This window comes from Staphylococcus gallinarum (genome assembly GCF_029774255.1).
In the GTDB taxonomy this organism is placed as follows: domain Bacteria; phylum Bacillota; class Bacilli; order Staphylococcales; family Staphylococcaceae; genus Staphylococcus; species Staphylococcus gallinarum.
On the sequence record NZ_CP069082.1, the window covers coordinates 2,250,102 to 2,274,268 of the forward strand.

Sequence of the window (24,167 nt, forward strand, 5' to 3'; positions counted from 1 at the left end):
ATCATTAATTTATCCAAAAAAAATACACACTTACAAAATTAAATACCACAAAATCTATTTAATACTCAAAAAATAAAGTTAATTTTAATAACCAATCAAAATAATGCCTATACAAGACTTATTTCGACATGTTGTTAAAATTAACTTTGAGATAATTTATAAATTGCCCATTGTTGTACAATGGTTATCAACACTACATATGCATTTTCCGCATAGTCAATTTAAATTTGTGCTTTATAAGATTGAATAGTCTCTAAGAACATTGGACAGTAATGCTTTAATTTATAACTTCCTACACCATCAATAGAGATCATATCTTGTTTAGATTCTGGCTTTCTTTTTGCAAATTCTTCTAAGGTATAATCTGAGAAAATACTTACCGGCGCAATATCCAAATCTTCACTCAATTTCTTACGGACTGCAATCAATTCATCAAATAATGCACGATCAACACCTTCGACGGTATTGATATTCACAATTTCTTTCGATTTACGTTTAAATGGAGTTGTAAAGATTGTCACTTCATCCGTCAACAATTGTTTGACTGAATTATCACACGTCAAAATTTCATCGTGTTCGTTTAAATATCCCTTAAATCTAAGTTCATCGATTAAATGACTAAGATCTGAGGTTGTATATTGCTTCATTATGCCGTGTGTAGATAATTTATTATATTCACAATAACGGATATAATCAGTATCTTCACCTCGTAGAACTTGAATAATAACACTATAGCTTTCTTTTTGTTTCATTCTCGCGATACAACTTACAATCATTTTTGCTTCATTAGTCATGTCATACGTCTTGTTCTCTCGCGTACAATTACTACATTGCTCACACTCTTCTAGCTTTTCATTTGGTTCAAAGTAATGGACTAACGTTGCTTCCAAACACTTCTTCGTTTTTGTATAAAGAATCATCTTTGTTAGTTTTTCACCCATTTTATCTTTGTAATCATCATCTGCTTTTGAAGCAGAAATGAAGTACTGATGCAAACCGATATCGCGTTCACTAAAGAGTAAGATACAATCACTTTTCAGACCATCACGGCCAGCACGACCTGCCTCTTGATAATATGACTCTAAATCACCTGGCATATTATAATGTATCACAAAACGCACATTCGACTTATCAATCCCCATACCAAATGCATTCGTTGCAATTACTACACGCACACGATCATAGACGAAATCATTTTGCGCAGCTTCTCTGTCTTTGTTAGATAACCCTGCATGATAAATCGTACTGCTGATTTCATGATCTTCTAATGCTTCTTGCAACTCTTCAACCTGTTTACGCGTAGAACAATAAACAATGCCAGCTTCATTTGCATGTGATTTCACATATTCAAGTACAAATTTTTGGCGTTGATAAGTTGGGTTGACTTGAAAGACTAAATTACGACGTTTCGTACTTGTTTTAACTTCATCGTGTTTATTAATATTTAGTCTTTCCATGATATCTTTTTGCACTTCAGTCGTGGCAGTTGCAGTCAAAGCTACAATTGTAAAGTCTTGTGGTAAAGCAAATACCTTATGAATCACTTCTTGATAACTTGGTCTAAAATCATGCCCCCATTTAGAAATACAGTGTGCTTCATCAAATGCTACTAAATGGATAGGTAGACGTTGTAATAACGCCATAAAATAATCATTATTAAAACGTTCTGGAGCAACATAAAGAAACTGTATGTCACCATTTTTCAATTGCGCTTCAATCGCCTTTTGTTCTTTCTGCGTTAAACTACTGTTTAAATATGCTGCGCGAATACCAGCAGCCTTCAATTGATCGACTTGGTCCTTCATTAATGAAATTAATGGACTAATGACAATTGTCGTACCACCTAGCATTAAACCTGGCACTTGATAACAAATCGATTTACCACCACCAGTTGGTAACACCCCTAATACATTACGTTGATCCATTACTTTTGAAATTATTTCCTTTTGGCCAGGACGAAACGTGTCATAACCAAAATAATGCGATAAAGTTGATTCCATGTTATAAGATCCCTCATTGTTCTTTTAGTTCTTCAAGTTCACTCCATCTAGCAATATCATCTTCATAAGTTTGATTTAGTTCTTGTTGCTCTTCACTTAATGCTTTAATCTTTGCGTAGTCTGAACTTGCATTTATCATTTCTTCTTCTATCTCTTCTAGCCTTTGTTCAGTCGTTTCTATGCGCTCGATAATTAATTCGTATTCTTGTTTTTCTTTATAACTCAAACCTTTTTTCCTTTTTTGAGTAGGCTGAGGTTTCACTTTTTGTTGTTGTTTTTCTATTTCCCGTTGTTTATCTTGTTCTTTTTTATAAGCTTCATAATCGTCAAATGAACCAATAATACGCTCCATTATACCATCATGAATATACCAAAACTCTTTAGCAACTTTATTTAAGAAATATCTATCGTGACTGACGGTAATTACTGTACCACCAAATGTATCGATATATGATTCTAATATCGTTAACGTCTCAGTATCTAAATCATTGGTTGGTTCGTCGAGTAATAGGACGTTCGGTTGATGTACTAATAATTTCAATAAATACAAACGTTTCTGTTCTCCTCCAGAAAGTTTATAGACTTTCTTTCCATGTGTTGCACTCGGGAATAAAAATCGCTCTAATAGTTGCGTAATTGACACTGATGTGCCATCTTTTTCCTTTGCAACTTCACTTTCTTCTCTAAGATAGTCAATCATACGAATATCTCTGTCTAAACGCTCTTCTGTCTGTTTAAAGTATGCGACTTTGACGGTTTGTCCAACCTTTAAGGTCCCTTCAAATGCACTATCTTCACCACTTAAAATATTCAATAACGTTGTTTTACCGACACCGTTAGGTCCGACAATACCGATTTGTTGACCATTTTGTATAATTTGCGTAATATCTGCAAACAATGTTCTATCTGGAATACGTTTTGTTAATTGTTCTAATTCAAACACTTGCTTGCCTAAACGTGAATACGCTAAGTTGAGCGAAGCTTGATCTTGTTGCTGTTGTTGCTTTACTTCTTGTTCTAAATCACTAAATCTATTCTTCCTTGCTTGTTGTTTGGTAGTTCGTGCCTTAACTCCTGCACGCATCCATGCTAATTCTTGTTTATACAGTGAGCGTTGCTTAGCTTGTTGCTTTTGCTCAATGATTTCGTTCTCAGCTCTTTGCTCAATATATGCCTCATAATTCCCTGGATACGTTTTTAATTTTCCTTGTGTTAATTCAATGATTCTGGACGAAACTTCATTTAGAAAATAACGATCATGCGTTACAAACAAAACAGTATGAGGATATTGTTTCACATAGTTTATTAACCAATTTATAGATTCAAAATCTAAATGGTTGGTAGGTTCATCTAATAATAGTAAATCAGGTTGCTCGATTAATGTTTTAGCGAGGCCGACACGCTTTTGTTGGCCTCCTGATAATTGATTTACAGGCTTCGTCGTATCATTAATGCCTAGCTTAGATAATATTGTCTTGATTTCAGAACTGTAATCCCAAGCTTGATTGGCATCCATTGCTTCTTGAGCTTGCATCATTTTCTGAAAATGTGCATCAGTTTGTTCTGCACTATATTGATTCACAGCAAACTCATAATCACGTATGACTTGTAGTGTCTTTGTCTCCGAAGTTAATACTGCCTCAAAAACAGTTAAATCTTCATCAAATTCTTGCTTTTGAGAAGAATAACGGATGCGATAGGAGTTGGGATGCGTGATTTCTGCATCGTAATCTTCGTCTATACCTGCTATTACCTTTAATAAAGTACTCTTTCCAGTACCATTAATACCTACGAGACCAATTTTTTCACCATTGGATATCGAGAGTTGTAAATCATCAAAGATAACTTTATCGGCATAGGATTTATGTAAATGTTCTATTTTGTAAGCTTCCATAATCCAACATCCTTTTTAAATATCGATAAATATAGTTAATTCTGTTAAAATTAATTTCAGTTCCATACATTATACACCTTTTTGGGTTCAAATGATACAAAGGAGACAAGCTTATGACGGAATTTTTCCAAGCATTACCTCCTTATATCCAAGCACTAATAGCTGGAATTATCACTTGGCTATTAACAGCACTAGGAGCTGCAGCAGTATTCATATTTAAACGTGTAAATGATAAGATTTTAAACTCAATGCAGGGTTTCGCCGCAGGGATTATGATTGCTGCAAGTTTTTGGTCTTTATTACAACCTGCCATCGATTATGGTAAGGACTCCTCATTTGCATGGTTACCAGCTGCTATCGGATTTTTATTGGGTGGGCTATTTATTCGTGCCTTAGATTTAGTTATACCTCATATCCATCCCAATACATCCGATGAGAATCAGTTCCATGAAGGTGTTGGCACTAAGAAACTCAACAAGAATACTTTACTAGTCTTAGCAATCACGTTACACAATATACCCGAAGGCCTCTCAATTGGTGTTGCTTTCGGTGGTATTGTTTCGGGTAATGGTCAAGCGACATTATTAGGGGCATTAAGTTTAGCTATAGGTATAGGTATACAGAATATACCTGAAGGGGCAGCACTATCTATGCCTATTCGAGCAGCGGGGGCATCTCGATGGAAGGCTTTCAACTATGGACAAGCATCAGCAATTGTAGAGCCAATATTTGCTACAATTGGTGCAGCTGCAGTATTAGTCATTACACCTATGTTACCGTATGCATTGGCATTTGCTGCAGGTGCGATGATATTTGTTGTTGTTGAAGAATTAATCCCAGATTCACAAGCTAGTAATAACACCGACCTTGCCACACTCAGTCTAATGTTAGGATTCACCATAATGATGATTCTTGACGTTGCACTTGGATAAGGACGATAGCATTACTTATTAATATCTGATTTACAACAAAGCGTTTAGCATATGATTTATAAATGATGACATTACGGTAATATTGTTTGCGATGACTAAGCATCAATCTCATATCATACCGAGTGACTTATTGTTCATTTATATCATATCGTCATTAAACGCTTTTTTGTTTTATATATAGATTCCTCATGTATGCACAAATAAGGCAACATAACGCTTGTGAAGTTAGAGTATTTGCACTAGATATACAATTTTTTAATACAGCGGTAAAACCACACTGTACCATGCGCATAGCGTAAGGTTTTTTAATACAAAAAAGAAGGTAACGCTCTGTTTCATCGAGCGTTACCTTCTTGCTATTGATCATTATTTTTACATTAAAGTTAAAGTCTCTTCTAATTTTTTTCTTGTCCTTTTGGACCTGTTTTATATTCATATTTAGAAGGATTTATTTTATCGAAATCAGGGTTCTTATAGAATCTGAATAAGTCACCGTTTAAGACATTGTCACTCATTTCTAAGTCTTTTTCAGCTTGTTGTTTACGTTTTTCAAAGTCTTTCGGTGTTTTTGTTACAGGTTCATTTGTCTTATTATCATAAATTCTACCATTAACATATTTATAGTCTTTAGTAATAAAGTCACCATTTCTGAATGGTACTGTATCATTATGATCTTTAGATAATAAGTCTGTACCCATCATCAAGTAATTCTTAGTATCAATACCCATTAAGTGTAAGATTGTAGGCATTACATCGACTTGACCAGCATATGTCTTATCGACTGTACCTTCTTTACCAGGAATCTTCAACCATAAACCTGTACGGTTTAAGTCTGTAAATTTAGCTGGAGTAATGTCTTCACCTAATAGTTTTTCCATGGCTTTATTATGGTTTTCTGAGATACCGTAATGGTCACCATAGATCATGATAACTGAATCGTCATATAGACCTTTTTTCTTCAATTCATTAACAAATTGTTCTAATGATTCATCTAAGTATCTCGCAGTTTGAATATAACCATCAACTGTAGAATCACCCGTATTTGGTCTATCTATTGTTGCATCTTCAGATGACAACGTAAATGGATAGTGGTTTGTTAATGTAATTAAATGTGTATAGAATGGTTCTTTTTCTTTTGCTAAGTAATCAGTTGATTCTTTAAAGAACTCTTTATCTTTAAGTCCAAGGTTTTCGATATTATCTGGTGACATATCGAAGTATGTTGCATCATAGAACTTATCGATACCAAAGTGTTTGTACACTTGATCACGGTTCCAGAAAGTTTTGTAGTCACCATGCATAACGCTTGATGTATAACCTTGTTGTTGATCAAGGATAGCTGGTAATGATTGGAAGGTATTATCACCTTTCAATGAATAAGCTGACCCTTGTGGTAGACCATATAAACTGTTATCCATCGTAAACTCAGCGTCAGATGTTTTACCTTGGCCAGTTTGATGGAAGAAGTTTGGATAATATCTATATCCTTCTTTACCAGTTGACAGTTTATTTAAGAATGGTGTTACCTCTTGACCGTTAACCTTTTTATTAATTAAGAAAGTTTGGAAACTTTCTAAGTGAATTTTGATAATGTTTTTCTTCTTAGCTGCACCAAAATATTCTTTATTTGGTTCAACTTGCTTTTGCTTTGTATAATTTAACACTTTTGTTAAATCATCTTCGTTTGCTAGCGCTTTTTGCTGTTTGTTTTGAATTGTTTTTACGCCATCATACACTGTGAAGTTATATGGTCCTAAATATTTAACTAAATATTTATGGTCAAATGTACGTGTTAACAATTGTGGACGATCAGATTCTGCAAATGCTAAGTTTAAGAAGAATAACGCGACTGATGCTGCCATGATGACTGGAACAAATTTTTTGCTAAATACGCGTTTATCAATCCATTTTTGTTTAAAGATTAAAATAAATAAGTAAATAATCGTATCAAGGAAATAAATGAAATCGTACCATTTAAATGAAGCTGTTACTGCTCCACCCATCGAATCGACGTTACCCACTTGATTTAACGTACTGAACGTTAAGAAGTCAGAGAAGAATCTGAAATACACAACGTTAGCATACAATAGGAAACTTAAGATAAAGCCTCCAATAAAGATAAACCAAAAAGCTTTCTTACCTTTAAAGAATAAGAAGACACTTAAAATTAAAGCCACTAAACTGTATGGATTCATTAATAAGATTAAGTTTTGAACTAATCCTTTAACACCTAAAGAAAAATCAACATAATATGAAAAATACGTCTTCAACGTGACAGTAATCACCGTCAGTATAAAAAACGCAAAAAGAGTCAATTTCTTTTTGTGTAAACTCATGTTTGTTTCCCCCGTTATAAATTAATATAGGCTGGTTATTATCCATACCTAGAAAAAATTGGCAAAGTTACTGTAATGATGTCCTGTTTGCGATAATCATATTGCTTAGTAATTCATTAAATCGTTATTTGCAAAAATACAATCCTTCAGGCTTTAAAGTCATTAAGAAACACATCAGTTATGTTGGCGATTTTACTTCTTTTTAATTTAAAATTTGAGTTCAATTCATTGTTTTTAATATCAATATGCATATCATAGTTATCAATTGTACCAACACATAATATTAATAATTTGCTATCAAATTTAATTATGTAAAGGCAAGATTTACATTCTGCCTATTTTTGTAATACAACTGTAACAAAACGCATACAGTTCAATTAATTAATATAAAGCAATTCAAGTCAAATTTCAAGTAAAAACACACTTTTTGAGGTGAATAAACTTATAAAAATCCTTTTATTAAGGACTTATTAATGACATATTAACAATCTATTAAGGAACAAGATACGTTTTAATTATACGCACTATCTCTGATATATTAATCAGACTATAGTCCTATATATAAAATAAGAAACAATTATAATATGTATAAATTTCTTATATTTTTTTAATAATATCAAACAATCATCCGTCAATTCAAACTAAAAACGAAAGAAATCACGTTAAAGCAAACGTGATTTCTTTCCGTATTATCTCAATTATTATTAATGAGTACAAACTATATCTGCACGCAACATGATAAGAATATCATATTGTTATATAATTCCACTTTTTTTTGCTATTTCAGCATTTCTAATTGCATTCTATACTCAATGCCATGAAATAATTGATTTAGCCAGTTAGAATATTTCACAAGATTTTTCTCAGCAGTTTCAACATCTATAAATTGGAATTTTAATTTAGTACCTTGATGTTTTTGACCTAATTTAGTTAAATGATAGCTCGCAATTGTTCCTAGTTGGGGGTAACTTCCTAACGTATAATGATCATTGAGTAGGATAATCGGTGTACCGTCACGCTTTACTTGAATTGTGCCTCGTTGGACAGATTGATGTGCTGGCATATCCTCATAATATGCTTTTACAGACGGTCCTTCAACGAGCATGCCAACTCTATTTGCCTTACTTGAGACCTTATATTCACCAAGTGTGAAACGATTCAGTGCATTCTTTTTAAAGTCTTCTGTACCTTTATTTTTGATGACATGAATTACATCTGACATATAGTTAAATGATAATGCATAGCCATCTATACCCCAGTCTGTTTCTCGGCGTTCTTCAAGATTTTCAAATAGTTTATGATGACGTTCTGTATAATCACGTTTCATATTTATCTCGTCGCCTTTTTTTAATTTGCGACCATGAAAACCACCAATTTGAGATTTAAAGTCTGTAGACGTAGAACCAAGCCATTCGTCTAATTCAAAACCGCCACCGATTGCTAAATAGACACGAGACGTTCGCTTTGTTTCCGTAAAAGCAAGTACATCCCCTTTTTCCATTAAATATAATTTATTAGGCAATACCTTCATATGCTCTGTTGCAGCTTTAAAATTCCCACCACTTAAAGCAATAAGTGTTGGTTCGGTAAAGCGGATACGTGCCATATTATTAGTCATTTCTAATGTTGCTTCACGTTTATCATTTGCGACGAGCCTATTTGCAATTTCATGTGCTAATGGATCTAATGCGCCACCAGGTATAACACCATTATGTTCATATCCTTGACGTCCAAAATCTTGAAAGCTTGAAAATAGCCCCGCATCTTCAATTATAATTGACATGGTTTAAAGCCTCCTAAGTCAAGTTCTTGTTCTGTAACAGGTTTGAATTGCACATTATCTCCTAACTTTAATTTAGCAAAATCAACTTTGTTAGGATTAAATAGCTCAACCGGAGTATAACCAACAACCAACCAGTCACCATAAGTATCCGTTGTTGTTATGCCACACTTTTTACCTTCAATAATAACTGATCCTGCAGGAATAAAGGTCTTTTCATCACCAGTATGATTGACAAACAAACGTTTTTCCATACCTGTTAAATAAGGAAAACCAGGCGTGTAGCCCATCATTGACACAAAGTAATTAGGCTTCGTATGTAATTTAACAAATTTATCCATTGTTAATTTATAATATTTTAATAAAGCTTCTAAGTCTGGACCATATTGCCCACCATAAATGACAGGGATTTCTATAGCTGGTGCCGCTTCATCGACATGTGTAATTTCTAGTTGTATGGATTGTAACAATGCTTTCATATACAGAAATGGCGAGCGAATATTATGATGTTTAATCATGTCTCTTGCATCATAACAAATCATCATGTCTGATTCTGTTGGAACAATTTCTGTAATAAAAGAAAAGTTTTTGCTTGATAAATAAGACTTTAACGCCAATAAATCTTCTGTTAAATCTCTTGAGACTTCTTTTTCTATAGAGACCACAATTGCCTGATCTCCCTGGCTATAAATCTTCATAAATTCACCTCATAAATAGTTACCTTGCTTAATGGTAGAATACACGCAATCCTTGAACTAAGTGATGTATAAGTTCAATCATAAAAAAGTAAATAAAGATAATTTGGACAATACAAGATATAGTAACTATGATTTGCGCACGTATAACCGCGTGTTGCTTTAATAATTGATTCGTCCATAACTTTGTTAACATCGCTAAAATGATAATCGCTACTGCCCAAATCCATATCATCCATCTTGCCTCACTAACTCATTATTTTTATTTAAACTGTACCTACTCAACGACATATTAATCTAAGTTATTACTTAAAGTTCATTGTGGAAACGATTATTTTATCGTCATTTACTTTGTAATAAAGTATCACTGTTGTACTTAAGCTTTATTTTAAAGATAAAACCTAACCTCGGCAACCTCTCTTAAACTATTTATCAGAAAAACCTCAATCTCTCCACGAATCAATTTATCTTTGAACACGTCTATCGAATAATCTCGCTCTATTAATTTACCTTCTTCAATGAGTTCCTCTCGCATACAACCTTTCAAGAAATCCCCATTATACTCCGGCGTATAATATTGATCATCTTCCTTTATCATGACATTACCGATATCAAATTCTAATAACTTGCCAGATGCATCATATAATAATATCAAATCTGTCGAATGATCGTGTGCCAAATGGTCGCGATGCGTTGTCTTATAAATGACTTGATCTTTGTTAGTTGGCCATTTCAATTGTACTAGTCGTGCCGTAAAATAACTTTTACTTGGTAAATCAGCTATGACATGTTCCATCTGTCCTTGCTCATCAACCAAGACCTTTAAGCGGAACGTCCCATAATGATAAGTTGAACTAACTTCTTTGATAATATCCTCAAATGTTTGTTGTTGAAATTTAATATCGAGATTTTCACATGCACTACGCATTCTTTTAATATGATAATTCAACCTGTTTACTGTTCCATTCTCTAACTTCATTGTTTCAAATAATTGCATTATAATCTCTCCAATATACGCGTCTTATCTTTAAATTCTTGAATTTCTAATTCTGGATTTGAATCAATTGTAATCCCAGCACCAACACCATATACCGCTTTATCATTGATATATTGAATGGTTCTAATAGGCACATTAAAGATAGACTTGCCATTCGGTAAGAGTAAACCTATTGAGCCACAATAAATATAACGCGGTGTTTGTTCTAATGCTTTGATATATTTCATCGTATTTAGCTTGGGCGCTCCAGTTATAGAGCCACATGGAAATAGTGCCTTTAATACATTGACTAGTGACATTGTGTGATTGACTTTACCCGTCACCATTGTCGTCATCTGATAAACGGTCGTGTATGCTTCTATATTAAAAAGTTGATAGACATGGACTGATCCTGATTGTGCAATTCTACCTATATCATTACGTAATAAATCTACTATCATTACATTTTCAGCTTTATCCTTTGCTGAATGACGCAATGTTTCTAAATTTCGACGATCTTCTTCAGGCGTCCGACCTCTCGCTATGGTCCCCTTCATCGGTTTACTGACGACAACATCCTCATCGTCTTTAAATGGCCCCCTCTGAAAGAATAATTCAGGTGATATTGATGCCACTTTCAGTTCTGATGTATCGATTAAAGCAGAATAAAAGCCATTATTTCCTTTTAATAATATTTCATATAATGCCGCAATCGGATAATGAATATCATCTATTAAACGTGTTGTGTAATTTACTTGATACGTATTCCCCTCAATTATTGCCTGTTGAACTGACTTTATATGATCCATCATCGTCGTATGACTTAATTGAAATTGAAAATTGCATCGTTGACTATGCCCTTCATATTTCGGAGGTTCTGTCATATCATAGCTTTCAAAAACATAGGCCGCAGCATAAAGGTTACATTCAGAAATTGAGACGGTTGCCATTTCTGGATTAAAATAGCTTGCCGCTTCATATGATAAATATAATGCGACATAATACCCCATTTTTTGCTTAGTCTCTGCAAAGTTAACCACGTCACCTACATCTTGCAATTGATAGGCAAGCCTTTGCTCAATACTATTTGTAAAGTTATACTGATGTGTTTCATGTTCTATTTCATCCTTTAAATAGCGATAATTAAACTGGATTTGCATGTTTTGTCACCATAATTTCTATAAATAATTTCAATTGTTCAATGCCAAATTCACTTAATATGGATTCCGGATGGTATTGTACGCCGTATATAGGGAGGCTTTGATGTTCAATTGCCATAATAATTGCTTCATCATTACGTGCAGTAACCTTTAATTGCGATGGCATTGTATCTTGTTGTGCCATCAATGAATGATATCGCATTACTTTAAATGACTGTGGTAAGTCCTTAAATATACCTTCGCCAGTATGCTCAATAACTGTCGTATGACCATGAATTGGGCGATAACTTTTAACAATGTCGCCACCATAGTATGTAATAATATGTTGAAATCCCAAACACACTCCTAAAATTGGCACTTGTTGTGCAAATTCGTCCATTACTTCCGTTAGTATTGGATAATCCTCAGGTGTTCCCGGCCCCGGAGAAATCACAATGCCTTTTGGTTGAATTTGTTGTATCTTCTCAATCGACAACGCTGTAACATCAATAACACAAACACCATCTTTGTAGATTTGCTTAATATAATCTACAATGTTGTATGTGAATGAATCTTTATTATCAATCATTAGTATCATGCGTTCACCTCTTTTTAATAGATATTCTATAATATGATATTAACCCTATTATCACAAATATCACCTTGATTTTACAACGTAAATATATTATTCTATATCACGGCATAAGTGAATACAAAGAGGTTCCTAGCTGATACCCTCTATAAAAAACTAGACACTCAAAAACGTCTGTCTTTTTATAGAGACAGACGTTTTTTTGCGTCATTTTTAATTTAAAAAGCTAGTATGAAATTAATAAGGAGTGTACAATACTATGACGCAACAAACATTAAATAATGATAAAGCCATTGTCGTCTTTAGCGGGGGTCAAGACAGTACTACCTGTTTATTCTGGGCTAAGAAACATTTCTCAGAAGTTGAACTCGTAACCTTTCAATACGGGCAGCGTCACGACACAGAAATAAAAGTAGCTCAACAAATAGCTGAAGAACAAAACGTCAAACATCACTTGTTAGATATGTCATTATTATCACAGCTAACTCCAAATGCATTAACACAACATGACATGGATATCGAAGAGACAGAAGATGGTGTACCTAATACATTTGTCCCTGCAAGAAACTTATTGTTTCTTTCATTTGCAGGTGCATTAGCTTATCAAATAAATGCTAAACATATTATAACGGGTGTTTGTGAAACGGATTTTTCAGGGTATCCAGATTGTAGAGATAGTTTCATAAAATCTATGAATGTAACACTGTCACTTTCAATGGATAAAGACTTTGTCATTCACACACCTTTGATGTGGCTAGACAAAAAAGCAACATGGGCCCTAAGCGATGACTTAGGCGTACTTGATTATATAAGAACAAAAACACTTACCTGCTACAACGGCATCATCGGCGAAGGTTGTGGGAAGTGTCCGGCTTGTCATTTACGTGCACGCGGTTTAAATGCATATTTAGAAGAAAAAGGAGCGCGATAATATGTTCCAACAAAATTATCCAAGTGTACAACACGATTATCAATTTGAATTAAATAAAGATTTCAATTTTTCAGCAGCACATTACATTCCTAGTGAAGATGCTGGAAAATGTATGAGAACACACGGTCATACTTATTTCGTCAACCTAACGATTGCTGGGGATACATTAGATCATAATGGATTTCTTGTGAATTTTAGTGAATTAAAAAAAATAGTACATGGTCAATTTGATCATCAATTACTAAATGAACTACCACAATTTACAGGTAAGAGTCCATCTACTGAAGTTGTGGCACAAACAATTTATGAAATGGTACAAAGTGCATTAGATGAACGCCAGAATAAGCCACAGTGCTTACAAGTATATGTAAGAGAAACGCCAACAAGTTATGTTGTCTTTAGACCTAAGGAGACTTCACATGAGTAAGATACCTGTTCTAGAAATTTTTGGTCCAACCATTCAAGGTGAAGGTCGTGTTATCGGCCGTAAGACGATGTTTGTCAGAACAGCTGGATGTGATTATAGATGTAGTTGGTGTGATTCGAGCTTTACTTGGGACGGAAGTGCAAAAGAAGATATTCAGTTAATGACTGCTGAAGAAATATACGATAAATTATATGAAATCGCCGGTGATTCCTTTAATCATGTAACTATTTCAGGAGGTAATCCTGCATTGATTAAAGGGATTCAATCTTTAGTTGATTTATTCGACAGTAAAAATATCCAAAGCGCTTTAGAAACACAAGGAAGTAAATTCCAACCTTGGATGACACAAATTGATGACTTAACAATTAGTCCCAAACCACCAAGTTCTAAAATGAAACCTAATCTACCTATACTTGATGACGTAATAGCGAAATGTGTTCCAGAAACACTTAACCTTAAGGTTGTTATATTCGATGATGAAGACTATCAATTTGCTAAAATGATTCATCATCGTTATCCAGAGATACCATTTTATTTGCAAGTTGGTAATCCATACTTAGATGGAGAATATGTTGAATCACATACTGAAAGATTATTAACATTATATGAAACCTTGGTTGATCGTGTTATGGCGAGTCCCGATATGAATAATGTTTATGTTTTACCTCAATTACACACACTACTTTGGAGTAATAAAAAAGGTGTTTAAATTGAGATTTTACTGTGATGCGTTGTATAATGCTCTTTGTCCTAACAACGCATCACTTTTTTATGATAAAATTTAGCATTATTAAATAAAATCATAAATTACTGTTAAGCCAATTATTAAATTGAATTTGAAACCCTGTCATTCAAGCTTAACAACCATTACGTTTATTAACTGATTAACAAGTATTTAATAAATGCTATAATAAATAAAACTTACTTAATCATTTAATAGGACAGTTACACTGCTTATTATTAAATATAATTTATTTGAAAAATAATACTAAAATAAAACATTTGAATAAATGATTTTAAACACGTGACATTGCATGTTTTCGTATGAATAAATTTATCTTAATTGATATAATATTGCAGTGAAGTATCTAGGTTAGGAGAGCACCATGCTAATTAATATAATCATAAATATAGCTACGGTATTAGTCATCCTCGGCATTGATTTATATCGTCAGAATTATAAACAACTCAAGTTTAGCTCTATACTCATTGCATTAACCATTTCTAGCTTTATCAATTTAATTATCGTCGGCAAGTATGACTTCATTTCACTTTATACCAATATACAATTGATATTATGGACAATCTTACAGCTTTACTTAAATAGAAAGGTACATACGTATGTAATTTCACAACAAAAATTCATTGCCTTTATTATTACAAGTATATTGAGCACTTCGTTAATCCTAACGTATAGTACAAGTAATGATTCATACTATATGTCAGTACCTTATTTAGCACCAACAGTATTTATGTTCGGGGCAATCATCGTATTTTATACTACCTTTTCACCAAGTGAAAAGGAGAAATTCGGATTTATACATCGTATTAAACATCCGATTCTTGTAGGACAAATACTAATGATTATTGCTACTACATTAATGACATTACTCACACCTTATTGGTACATGTTTATTATAATCCATGCCATTTTTATCGCTTTTATTATTTGGCAAAATATATTTTTACATAAACGTGATTAATCCAATTCAAATTGTGGTAATTATTAATATCGTAGAAATTAATTATAAGGAGGTTATATTATGGGATTTATATTAATGCTTATCGTCGGCGGTTTAATCGGTTGGATTGCTGGTGGCATCGTCGGTAAAGATATTCCAGGCGGTATCTTAGGTAATATTATTGCCGGTATCGTTGGTTCTGCTCTAGGTAGTTGGCTACTTGGAGATTGGGGTTGGCATTTAGGTGGCATCGCCATTTTCCCTGCGTTAATCGGTACAATTATATTAGTTGCAGTTGTATCATTTGTAGTAGGTAGACTACGTAAGAAAAATTCAAAATAATATAACCAATTAAAATTGTTTGCAGTCAAAATGTTATCAAATGAAACATTTTGACTGCTTTTTTATAATAAAAAGCTTCGTAATCTCAGTATATTTACTGCACATTACGAAGCTTTTATTGAAATGATTCAAAGCAATCAACTTAGTATAATTATCACTATCTCTGGATAATCATTGTGGAACTATTTACTTTGAATTTTTTATAAATTAACGATGATTAACTAACTCTTTATCTTTTCTATAGTGTCTCTTATATTTGAAATGATTGCTATTCAAATCCTCTGTAGTCACATTTGAATCTAAATCATGACTTAAATTCGACTTCACTTTATCATTACTTAAATTAGAAGCTTGCACTATATATTTAGGTCGCGCTTTAACTTCATAATAGATACGTCCAATATATTCACCGACAACACCTATAGAAATGAGTTGAATACCACCAAGTAGTAATATAGCTGCTATAGTTGAAAAGTATCCTGGCGTATTAACTCCATTTAATATAATACCTGCGAAAATAAATGTAATGTAAAGTATACTAACAAAGAATACAAATAATCCAAGATAAATCATTGCACGCAGTGGCTTTGTATTAAATGATAACAATCCATCAATACCATAATTTAACAATTTACCAAATGACCATTTGGACTCGCCATCTTCTCTTTCAACATTTTCATAGGTAAACACTTTAGTATTATAACCAATCCACTCGTATAAACCTTTAGAGAAACGATTGCATTCCTCCAACTCTGTAAGTGAATTAACTGCACGTTGACTTAACAATCTAAAATCACCAACGCCATCTTCCAATTCAATGTCTTCGACAAAGCGATTGATTACTTTGTAATAAATGCGTGTCATAATTTTACGTGATTGTTTTTCACCTGTTCTATCTCTTTTTGCTACAACTTGATCATAACCATCCATGTAGCCTTCAATCATTTTAGGGATTAATTCTGGTGGATGTTGCAAGTCAGCATCTATCATAATTACTGCATCACAGTCTTTACTATGCTGATAACCAGCTATCATAGCTGATTCTTTACCGAAGTTTCTACTAAATGAGATGAATTTTACGTGTTGATCTTTAGTAGCTGCTTCTTGAATATAGTTAATTGTTTTATCTTTACTTCCATCATCAACAAATAATAAATCATATTCATATTGATGATGCGCACTATCTTTTGATAATATCTCCGATAAACGTTGATAAGTTTTTAATATTACTTCACCTTCATTAAAGCAAGGCACAATTACTCTTATTTGCATACCTTAACACCTTCATTTCAGTTACTTCTATTCCTACTTTATCAATATTAATCATCTTTATGCTAACTTAATCCTTTGAATTTACACAATCTTTATACTCTGTTAATATTCACGTGTAAAACTTAATCTTTTTAAAATTATAATTGCTTTTTTGATTAGATTTCATTATAAATCTAATAACGGATGGACGTCATTTGTTTGATATATTCAATAATATAATAGTCTAAAACTAATACGCATAAAAATTATAATTAGTTTCAAGTCTTTAAATTATTCCCCTTTTTTAATAATAAAAACAAATTCACTTTATATTTAATACATAAAAGCACTTATTCTAATCGCTCATTAACTCATTTTATTATTTACAGTATTCTGTATTACTGGCTCGCTTTCCTAGGGGACAGCTTCAGCCTGTTGTCTTCAGCTTGTCCTGTTCCCTCAGGAGTCTCGCCTGAATACTTATATAATTTTTGATGTTATTTTAATGCCTTTTTACATTATGATCTTCTGCTTTAATTTGTGTTGGTTGTAATCTTTTATAATTAATCAGTAACTATATCAAAACGCACTAACTCATTTTATTATTTACAGTATTTTGTATTATTGGCTCGCTTTCCTAGGGGACAGCTTCAGCCTGTAGTCTTCAGCTCGTCCTGTTCCCTCAGGAGTCTCGCCTGAATACTTATATAATTTTTGATGTTATTTTAATGCCTTTTTACATTATGGTCTGCTGCTTTAATTTGTGTTGGTTGTAATCTTTTATAATTAATCAGTAACTATATCAAAACGCACTAACTCATTTTATTATTTACAGTATTTTGTATTATTGGCTCGCTTTCTTAGGGGACAGCTTCAGCCTGTAGTCTTCAGCTCGTCCTGTTCCCTCAGGAGTCTCGCCTGAATACTAAGCAATGTATTATAGTTCCACATTAGTTTTAGACATTGATGACTTAGTATTAAACTTAATTTGAAAGTATTTTATTACAAGATAATGCTTATTTTTTCTATAATAATCAGTCATTTGTAACGATTCATACACAAAATGACACAATAGGTAAAAATGATGCGTTTGAAATTATAAACTCAAATCTATTTATCTTAAGCTATGACAAAGATATACGTTCATAATTATAGCGTTTAAATATAAAAGAGAGTTAATCCTTTACGGAATAACTCTCTTATTTTGCGAATGGAGATTTAGCCCCTACTCCATTTGTTATATCTTATATTTGCCAATCTGTTATTTTAAAGTGCCTATCGCTACTTTATCAGGATCTTTACCTTGTCTTTCATTCACATTTAAATTATCAATTTGAGCAATATCTGTTAATTCCAAATTGAAATCAAAAATATCAATATTTTCTCTAATGCGGTCTGGTGTTTTAGATTTAGGAATAATGAGTCTATTATGTGCAAGGTGCCAACGTAACACAATTTGTGCTGGTGTCTTATCATATCGTTTCGCAATATCAGTAATTATTGGATTATCTAGTAGTCCTTGATTTCTCATCAACGGCATCCATGCGGTTACTGCTATATCATGCTTGTCGCAAAAATCTTGCAACTCTTGTTGGTTAAAGTAAGGATGTACTTCAATTTGATTAACTGCTGGTACCACATCTGTCTCTTCCATCAACCTTTCCAAATGGTGTTGTTTGAAGTTGCAAACACCAATCGCACGTACCCAACCTTCTTCATACAATTTTTCCATTGCTTTATAGCTTTCAATAAATAAATCATTTTCTTCACATGGCCAATGAATAAGGAATAAATCTAAGTAATCTGTGCCAAGGTTTTCAATAGACTTGGTAAAATATTCGATTGTTTTATCATAACCTTGATAATCATTCCATAATTTTGAAGTAATAAATAAATCTTCGCGAGGTATATCTGAATGTTTGAGTGCATTACCAAGTGCAATTTCATTTTTATAAAAATATGCAGTATCAAATGCTCTATAACCAGCTGCTAATGCCGCTTCAATAGATGTCTCCATTTCTTCTTCTGTAATTTTATATACACCGAGACCAACCTTAGGCATTGGGTAACTATTATTTAAATAATAAACGTCTTCAATCATGATGCAAATCCCCTTTCAATAACTTAAATCATTGTTCATTACATTTTAATATACACTGCCATAAAAATATACTAACAGCGCTTATAATTGATTTTCATCCTAATATCAACTCATAAAAAAACCAGCTAAGCCTTTACATAGGCTCAACTGGTTAATTAATTATGACAAGTTCAGAATCAAAAATTAATCTTTTTCTTCTTCGTCTTCTTCATCCTCTGGTGTTGGACGTGTTTCATTAAATTCATATTTTAATATAACACTAATGATTTGATGATTATCAATTTCTGAAATAACCCAACGATCGTATTCAGTATCGACATAATCATTCTGTTGTAAATTGGTATTGTGTGCTTGTAACCATCCACCAATTGTATCAATATCATCCGAATCAACAAATTCAATACCAAATTGATCATTTAAATCATCAAGTAATACTCGACCATTAATTTGATATTTATTGTCAGCTAATTTAACTACATCGTTCACTTCATCATCATCAAATTCGTCTCGGATCTCACCAACAATTTCTTCTAATATATCTTCCATTGTTAAAATACCTGCTGTACCACCATATTCATCAATAATAAGACTCATATGTACATGCTCACGTTGCATACGAATTAAAGCATCACTGATACGTGTTGTTTCAGAAATCATTGGTAAATCATGGATATAATTACTTACTTTAATTGGCTTACCAGATGCATATTCTGTTAAAAATTCTTTAACATTTACGAAGCCTTTCACATGGTCTTTATCACCATCTTCAGTAATAGGATAACGTGTAAATTGATGTTCTTTAATCGTCTCTAATAATTCATCGACATTAAACGGTTCATTTAACGTTATCATTTGTGTACGTGGTACCATGATATCCTTTGCGTGGCGTTCATCAAATGAGAAGATATTTTGCATATAAGCTAACTCAGTTTGATTAATTTCTCCGCCATTATAACTGTTGTTTATTATGATTTTAATTTCTTCTTCAGACATTGCATCGTTATTAGCGTCTGGATCAACTCCAAACAATCGAATAATCATTCTCGCTGATCCATTCATTAACCAAATTAATGGTTTCATTACTGTTCCAAAGTAATACAATGGTCTAGCATAGATTAAAGCTAGTTTCTCCGTATATTGAATGGCCAAAGTCTTAGGCGCCAATTCACCAAGTACCACATGTAAATATGTCACTACAATAAATGCTACGATAAATGAAATGGTTGTAGTCAAAGCCTCTGGTAAGTGAATCAATTCAAACAATGGATGCAATAATTTATCAAATGTCGGCTCACCAAGCCACCCAAGTCCTAAAGATGTAACAGTTATACCTAACTGACATGCTGATAAATAATAGTCTAAATTCTTAATCATCTTCTTCACGACTCGAGCGCTACCATTGCCCTCTGACGCAAGTTGTTCTATTCTTGTCGTTCTTACTTTAACAAGTGCAAACTCCGATCCGACGAATACCGTCGTCAATGCTATTAAAAGAAAAAATATAACTAAGTTCATTATGGTCACAGTTTCCAATTAGTTCCCTATTTCTAGGGATTCACCTCCAAAATTTCGTGTCACAATAGGTGACCGTTCATAAAATTGTTTATCTGGTACTACTATTAAATTAATTACTAAATCCTTCCCATTGTAACACCTCCCTAAAAATACGCATTTCCTTTATTTTATCATAATGTAATCTTGCAATCTAATTTATACTACAAAATTTTATTTGTTCAACTAGACATTTAAACGCAAAAATTTGTTTGAGTCAACTTTCTAATTTTTCTTTTTATTTTATCTTTTAAAATAATCTTTTAACAAATTGGTGTATTTCACCTTCTTTAATCGTTGCACAAACTTGTTGATCGTCATCTAAAATAACTATATCTGCATCTTTCCCCACAGATAAGCTACCTTTTTGATGATCAATATTTAATGCTATTGCTTGATTGAGACTTGTGACACGCCAAACTTTCTCAAGTGGTTCGCCTGTATATTTCAATAAATTATTTAGGCCTTCATTCATTTTTAAAATACTGCCAGCTAAAGCTCCTGAAGCTAATCTTGCCTCAGCACCTTGTACATGCACATTTTGACCACCTAAATCATATTCACCATCTGGCATACCTTTAGCTCTCATAGCATCAGTAATTAAGAAAAATTGCTCATTACCTTTTTGTTTAAAGGCAATCTTTACAGCAGCAGGATGCGAATGAATACCATCAACAATCAGTTCAGTACTCAATGCGTCATTCGTCCATGCAGCGCCAAACACACCAGGCTCTCTATGTTCAAATGCAGTGCCAGCATTATATAAGTGCGTTACATGTTTAGCACCTTGTGATACGGCTTTATTTACCTCATCATACGTTGCAACAGTATGACCTATTGAGAATTTAATTTTGTCATGGAATGCATTTAATGTTTCTTCGGCTCCAGTCACTTCAGGAGCAAAGGTTATCACTTTAATTTGACCATTCGCAATGCTTTGAAATTGTCGTACTTTTTCAATCGAAGGTCGTTGAACAAATTCTGGATTCTGTGCGCCTACTTTATGTTCAGAAATAAATGGCCCTTCTAGATGGATTCCAACTATGTCTGCTGCTTGGTATTTATCATGTTTACTTTGATAGCTCACAATTGTTTTCAAAGCTTTCGTAATATTATCATCTGATTGTGTCATTGTCGTTGCTAAAAAGCTCGTTGTTCCTTCAGATAATAACGATTTTGCAAGATGTTGTAATCCGTCTTCAGATGCATCCATTGCATCTTCACCATATCCTCCGTGAATATGAATATCAATAAAACCTGGTAATACGTGATGACCTTGTGCGTCATATGTAGTCAGTTCACCTTCATATTTTCCTTTACCTACACCGGCAATCTTACCAGCTTTGATGATTAAATAACCCTTTTCTATTGTTTCATACTCTGTATAAATTCGACCATTTTCAATTACATACTCTGCCATGCCTATCTACCTTCTTTACGTTATTTTACTCATTTCACACACTGACGCTTTTCTCCCATTTTACCAAAATTATTTACCATATTATAATCTTAAGTTTATTTCATATAAAATAAAAAATTCAGTAGAAATACGTTAGCAACGCCTTTCTACTGAATTAATTTAATATATCACATCTTATTCATTCATTGCTTCTGAAGCACGGATTTCTTCTTTTCCAAGTTTAGGCTTCAAGATACCATATAAAATCGCTGCAACGATTGAACCAATAACAATTGCTATTAACGATTGTAATACGTGACCAAAGTCTGTACCAACGATAACGAAGATACCACCATGTGGCGCTTGAATTGAAGAACCTAAACCAAGTGCAATCGCACCTGCAACACCTGAACCAACCATCATAGATGGAATAACACGTATAGGGTCAGCTGCTGCGAATGGAATCGCGCCCTCTGTAATAAATGATAGACCCATTACATAGTTTGGTACTATAGAACCTCGTTGTTCTTTAGTAAATTTCTTCTTAAAGATTAACATTGCTGTAGCAATAGCAATTGGAGGAACCATACCACCAATCATTGCTGCTGTAATTGGAGCCGCATTACCTTCAGTTAGTGCCGCTGTTGCGAATACATATGCTGCCTTATTGAAAGGACCACCCATGTCAATCGCCATCATTGCACCAATAACTAATCCTAGTAACATAATATTTGTGCCTGATAAACTTTGTAAACCATTAAGTAATAAATTATTCAACCAAGATGCTGGTGGATTTAATACATAGATCATTAGTAAACCAGTAATTGCTACAGAGAATACTGGATAAATCAATGTTGGTTTTAAACCTTCAAGTGCTTGTGGTAAACCACTGACCACCTTTTTAATACCTTGTGTTAAGTAACCTGCTAAGAAACCTGCTAAAATACCGCCAATAAATCCTGAATCACCAGAAACTGCTAGCATACCACCGACTAAACCTGCTGCGAAACCTGGTTTATCTGCAATACTACGTGCGATATATCCAGCTAATATCGGAATAATTAAAGCAAAGGCACTATTCTTACCGATATTCCATAATTGCTCTGCAAAGGCATTATGTTCTGAACTTTTTGGATCAAATGAGTTTGGTCCAAATAAAAAGACGATTGCCATCAAGATACCACCAGCAATAACAAGTGGTAACATATTAGAAACACCGTTCATTAAGTGTTTATAAATTGTCTTACCGACACTTTGTTTCTCATTCGAACTTTCTGATTTACTACTATTTCCTCTTGCTACAAATGGCGTTCTTGAAGTATCTTGAGCCATATCAATTAACTCTTTAGGTCGCTTGATACCATCAGCAACTGGTACTTCAATTACATTTTTACCATCGAAGCGATCCGTTTCAACATGAACATCAGCCGCAACGATAATTCCTTGAGCACGTTCAATATCTTCTGCTGTTAGATGGTTTTTAATTCCGCCTGAACCATTTGTTTCAACTTTAATATTGACGCCCATTTTTTCCGCTTGTTTCTTCAATGCATCACGTGCCATATACGTATGTGCGATACCTGTCGGACATGCTGTAACAGCTAATACATATGGTTCATTGCTATCAGCAGATGTTGTTGCTGATGCTGCAGCTGCTTCTGAAGCTTCCTCTTCTTCGGTTGCCTCATCATCAGCTCTATCAATAATATTCAATACTTCTTTTTCAGATGATGCGTTTAATAAATCCTTTCGAACATCTTCATCCATTAAGATACCTGATAATTTTGCTAATGCATCTAAATGCGTTTGTGCGCCGCCTTCCGGTGCTGCAATCATAAAGAATAAATGCGCTGGTTGCATATCTAAACTTTGATAATCGACACCTGCTTTAGATTTCCCAAACGCAATTGCTGGTGTGTCCACTGCTGCAACCTTAGCGTGCGGTATTGCTATTCCTTCCCCAATTCCCGTCGTGCTTTGTGATTCTCTATTATGAATTGCTTCTTTAAAGGCTGTAACATCATTTAATTTACCAGCTTTGTTTAATTGATTAACTAATTCATCAATTACTCCATTTTTATCGTTTGAAGAAAGGTCCATCGCTATCGTGTCTTTTGTTAATAACTCAGTAATTCTCAT

At 33.4% G+C, this 24,167-nt stretch carries 20 protein-coding genes; 6 read left to right on the forward strand and 14 right to left on the reverse strand.

Annotation, left to right across the window (positions count from 1 at the left end):
* Nucleotides 1-221: 221 nt before the first annotated feature.
* Both recQ and JN168_RS10765 read right to left on the reverse strand, forming a co-directional pair.
* The gene (recQ, locus tag JN168_RS10760; protein ID WP_042738193.1) at nt 222-2,000 is read right to left on the reverse strand and encodes a DNA helicase RecQ; all 1,779 of its coding nucleotides are present in this window, start codon (nt 1,998-2,000) and stop codon (nt 222-224) included.
* A gap of 13 nt (nt 2,001-2,013) precedes the next feature.
* Nucleotides 2,014-3,894 carry an ABC-F family ATP-binding cassette domain-containing protein gene (locus JN168_RS10765; protein WP_107526561.1) on the reverse strand — a complete coding sequence of 627 codons (1,881 nt, stop codon included), beginning with the start codon at nt 3,892-3,894 and terminating at the stop codon, nt 2,014-2,016.
* 113 nt (nt 3,895-4,007) lie between these two features.
* On the opposite strand from JN168_RS10765, the gene JN168_RS10770 reads away from it, so the two are divergent.
* Entirely contained in the window at nt 4,008-4,826 is an 819-nt protein-coding gene (locus JN168_RS10770; protein ID WP_042738191.1) for a ZIP family metal transporter, read from the forward strand.
* Nucleotides 4,827-5,221: 395 nt separating this feature from the next.
* Here the strand turns inward: JN168_RS10770 and ltaS are convergent, their stop codons facing one another.
* The 7 genes from ltaS to JN168_RS10805 all read right to left on the reverse strand — a co-directional run bounded on the left by ltaS (nt 5,222) and on the right by JN168_RS10805 (nt 12,350).
* Nucleotides 5,222-7,162 (reverse strand): polyglycerol-phosphate lipoteichoic acid synthase LtaS, encoded by a 1,941-nt coding sequence (gene ltaS / locus JN168_RS10775; RefSeq protein ID WP_042738190.1) that lies wholly within the window; start codon nt 7,160-7,162, stop codon nt 5,222-5,224.
* 778 nt (nt 7,163-7,940) lie between these two features.
* A complete protein-coding gene (locus JN168_RS10780) occupies nt 7,941-8,945 on the reverse strand; it encodes a 5-oxoprolinase subunit C family protein (RefSeq protein WP_042738189.1) in 1,005 nt (334 codons plus the stop codon).
* The gene (locus JN168_RS10785) at nt 8,933-9,640 is read right to left on the reverse strand and encodes a 5-oxoprolinase subunit B family protein (RefSeq protein ID WP_042738188.1); all 708 of its coding nucleotides are present in this window, start codon (nt 9,638-9,640) and stop codon (nt 8,933-8,935) included. The genes JN168_RS10780 and JN168_RS10785 overlap by 13 nt, the downstream gene beginning before the upstream one ends.
* A 28-nt stretch (nt 9,641-9,668) precedes the next feature.
* On the reverse strand, nt 9,669-9,872 hold the full coding sequence (locus tag JN168_RS10790; RefSeq protein ID WP_042738187.1) for a hypothetical protein: 204 nt from the start codon (nt 9,870-9,872) through the stop codon (nt 9,669-9,671).
* A gap of 153 nt (nt 9,873-10,025) precedes the next feature.
* Nucleotides 10,026-10,634 carry an aminotransferase class IV gene (locus JN168_RS10795; protein WP_279525888.1) on the reverse strand — a complete coding sequence of 203 codons (609 nt, stop codon included), beginning with the start codon at nt 10,632-10,634 and terminating at the stop codon, nt 10,026-10,028.
* Complete coding sequence (locus tag JN168_RS10800; RefSeq protein WP_279525889.1) at nt 10,634-11,773, reverse strand: chorismate-binding protein; 1,140 nt, start codon at nt 11,771-11,773, stop codon at nt 10,634-10,636. The genes JN168_RS10795 and JN168_RS10800 overlap by 1 nt, the downstream gene beginning before the upstream one ends.
* On the reverse strand, nt 11,757-12,350 hold the full coding sequence (locus JN168_RS10805; RefSeq protein WP_229366988.1) for an anthranilate synthase component II: 594 nt from the start codon (nt 12,348-12,350) through the stop codon (nt 11,757-11,759). The genes JN168_RS10800 and JN168_RS10805 overlap by 17 nt, the downstream gene beginning before the upstream one ends.
* Before the next feature lie 253 nt (nt 12,351-12,603).
* Here JN168_RS10805 and queC point away from each other — a divergent pair, with 253 nt between their 5' ends.
* The 5 genes from queC (at nt 12,604) to JN168_RS10830 (ending at nt 15,726) form a co-directional block, all read left to right on the forward strand.
* The gene (gene queC / locus JN168_RS10810; RefSeq protein WP_229366987.1) at nt 12,604-13,275 is read left to right on the forward strand and encodes a 7-cyano-7-deazaguanine synthase QueC; all 672 of its coding nucleotides are present in this window, start codon (nt 12,604-12,606) and stop codon (nt 13,273-13,275) included.
* A gap of 1 nt (nt 13,276) precedes the next feature.
* Nucleotides 13,277-13,702: a 6-carboxytetrahydropterin synthase QueD gene (gene queD, locus JN168_RS10815; protein ID WP_042738182.1), complete on the forward strand. Its 426-nt coding sequence runs from the start codon at nt 13,277-13,279 to the stop codon at nt 13,700-13,702.
* The gene (gene queE, locus JN168_RS10820; protein WP_042738181.1) at nt 13,695-14,411 is read left to right on the forward strand and encodes a 7-carboxy-7-deazaguanine synthase QueE; all 717 of its coding nucleotides are present in this window, start codon (nt 13,695-13,697) and stop codon (nt 14,409-14,411) included. The genes queD and queE overlap by 8 nt, the downstream gene beginning before the upstream one ends.
* Nucleotides 14,412-14,808: 397 nt before the next feature.
* Entirely contained in the window at nt 14,809-15,405 is a 597-nt protein-coding gene (locus JN168_RS10825; RefSeq protein WP_229366986.1) for a hypothetical protein, read from the forward strand.
* 60 nt (nt 15,406-15,465) lie between these two features.
* On the forward strand, nt 15,466-15,726 hold the full coding sequence (locus JN168_RS10830) for a GlsB/YeaQ/YmgE family stress response membrane protein (protein WP_042738179.1): 261 nt from the start codon (nt 15,466-15,468) through the stop codon (nt 15,724-15,726).
* Between the two features lie 207 nt (nt 15,727-15,933).
* Here the strand turns inward: JN168_RS10830 and JN168_RS10835 are convergent, their stop codons facing one another.
* From JN168_RS10835 to JN168_RS10855, 5 genes are all read right to left on the reverse strand, one after another.
* Nucleotides 15,934-16,998 carry a glycosyltransferase family 2 protein gene (locus JN168_RS10835; RefSeq protein WP_229366985.1) on the reverse strand — a complete coding sequence of 355 codons (1,065 nt, stop codon included), beginning with the start codon at nt 16,996-16,998 and terminating at the stop codon, nt 15,934-15,936.
* Between the two features lie 1,240 nt (nt 16,999-18,238).
* Nucleotides 18,239-19,078 (reverse strand): aldo/keto reductase, encoded by an 840-nt coding sequence (locus tag JN168_RS10840; protein WP_107512572.1) that lies wholly within the window; start codon nt 19,076-19,078, stop codon nt 18,239-18,241.
* Between the two features lie 183 nt (nt 19,079-19,261).
* The gene (locus JN168_RS10845; protein ID WP_042738176.1) at nt 19,262-20,611 is read right to left on the reverse strand and encodes a hemolysin family protein; all 1,350 of its coding nucleotides are present in this window, start codon (nt 20,609-20,611) and stop codon (nt 19,262-19,264) included.
* Nucleotides 20,612-20,879: 268 nt separating this feature from the next.
* A complete protein-coding gene (gene nagA, locus JN168_RS10850) occupies nt 20,880-22,049 on the reverse strand; it encodes an N-acetylglucosamine-6-phosphate deacetylase (RefSeq protein ID WP_042738175.1) in 1,170 nt (389 codons plus the stop codon).
* Between the two features lie 174 nt (nt 22,050-22,223).
* Nucleotides 22,224-24,167, reverse strand: coding sequence for a PTS fructose transporter subunit IIABC (locus JN168_RS10855; protein WP_042738174.1), 1,944 nt, complete (start codon nt 24,165-24,167; stop codon nt 22,224-22,226).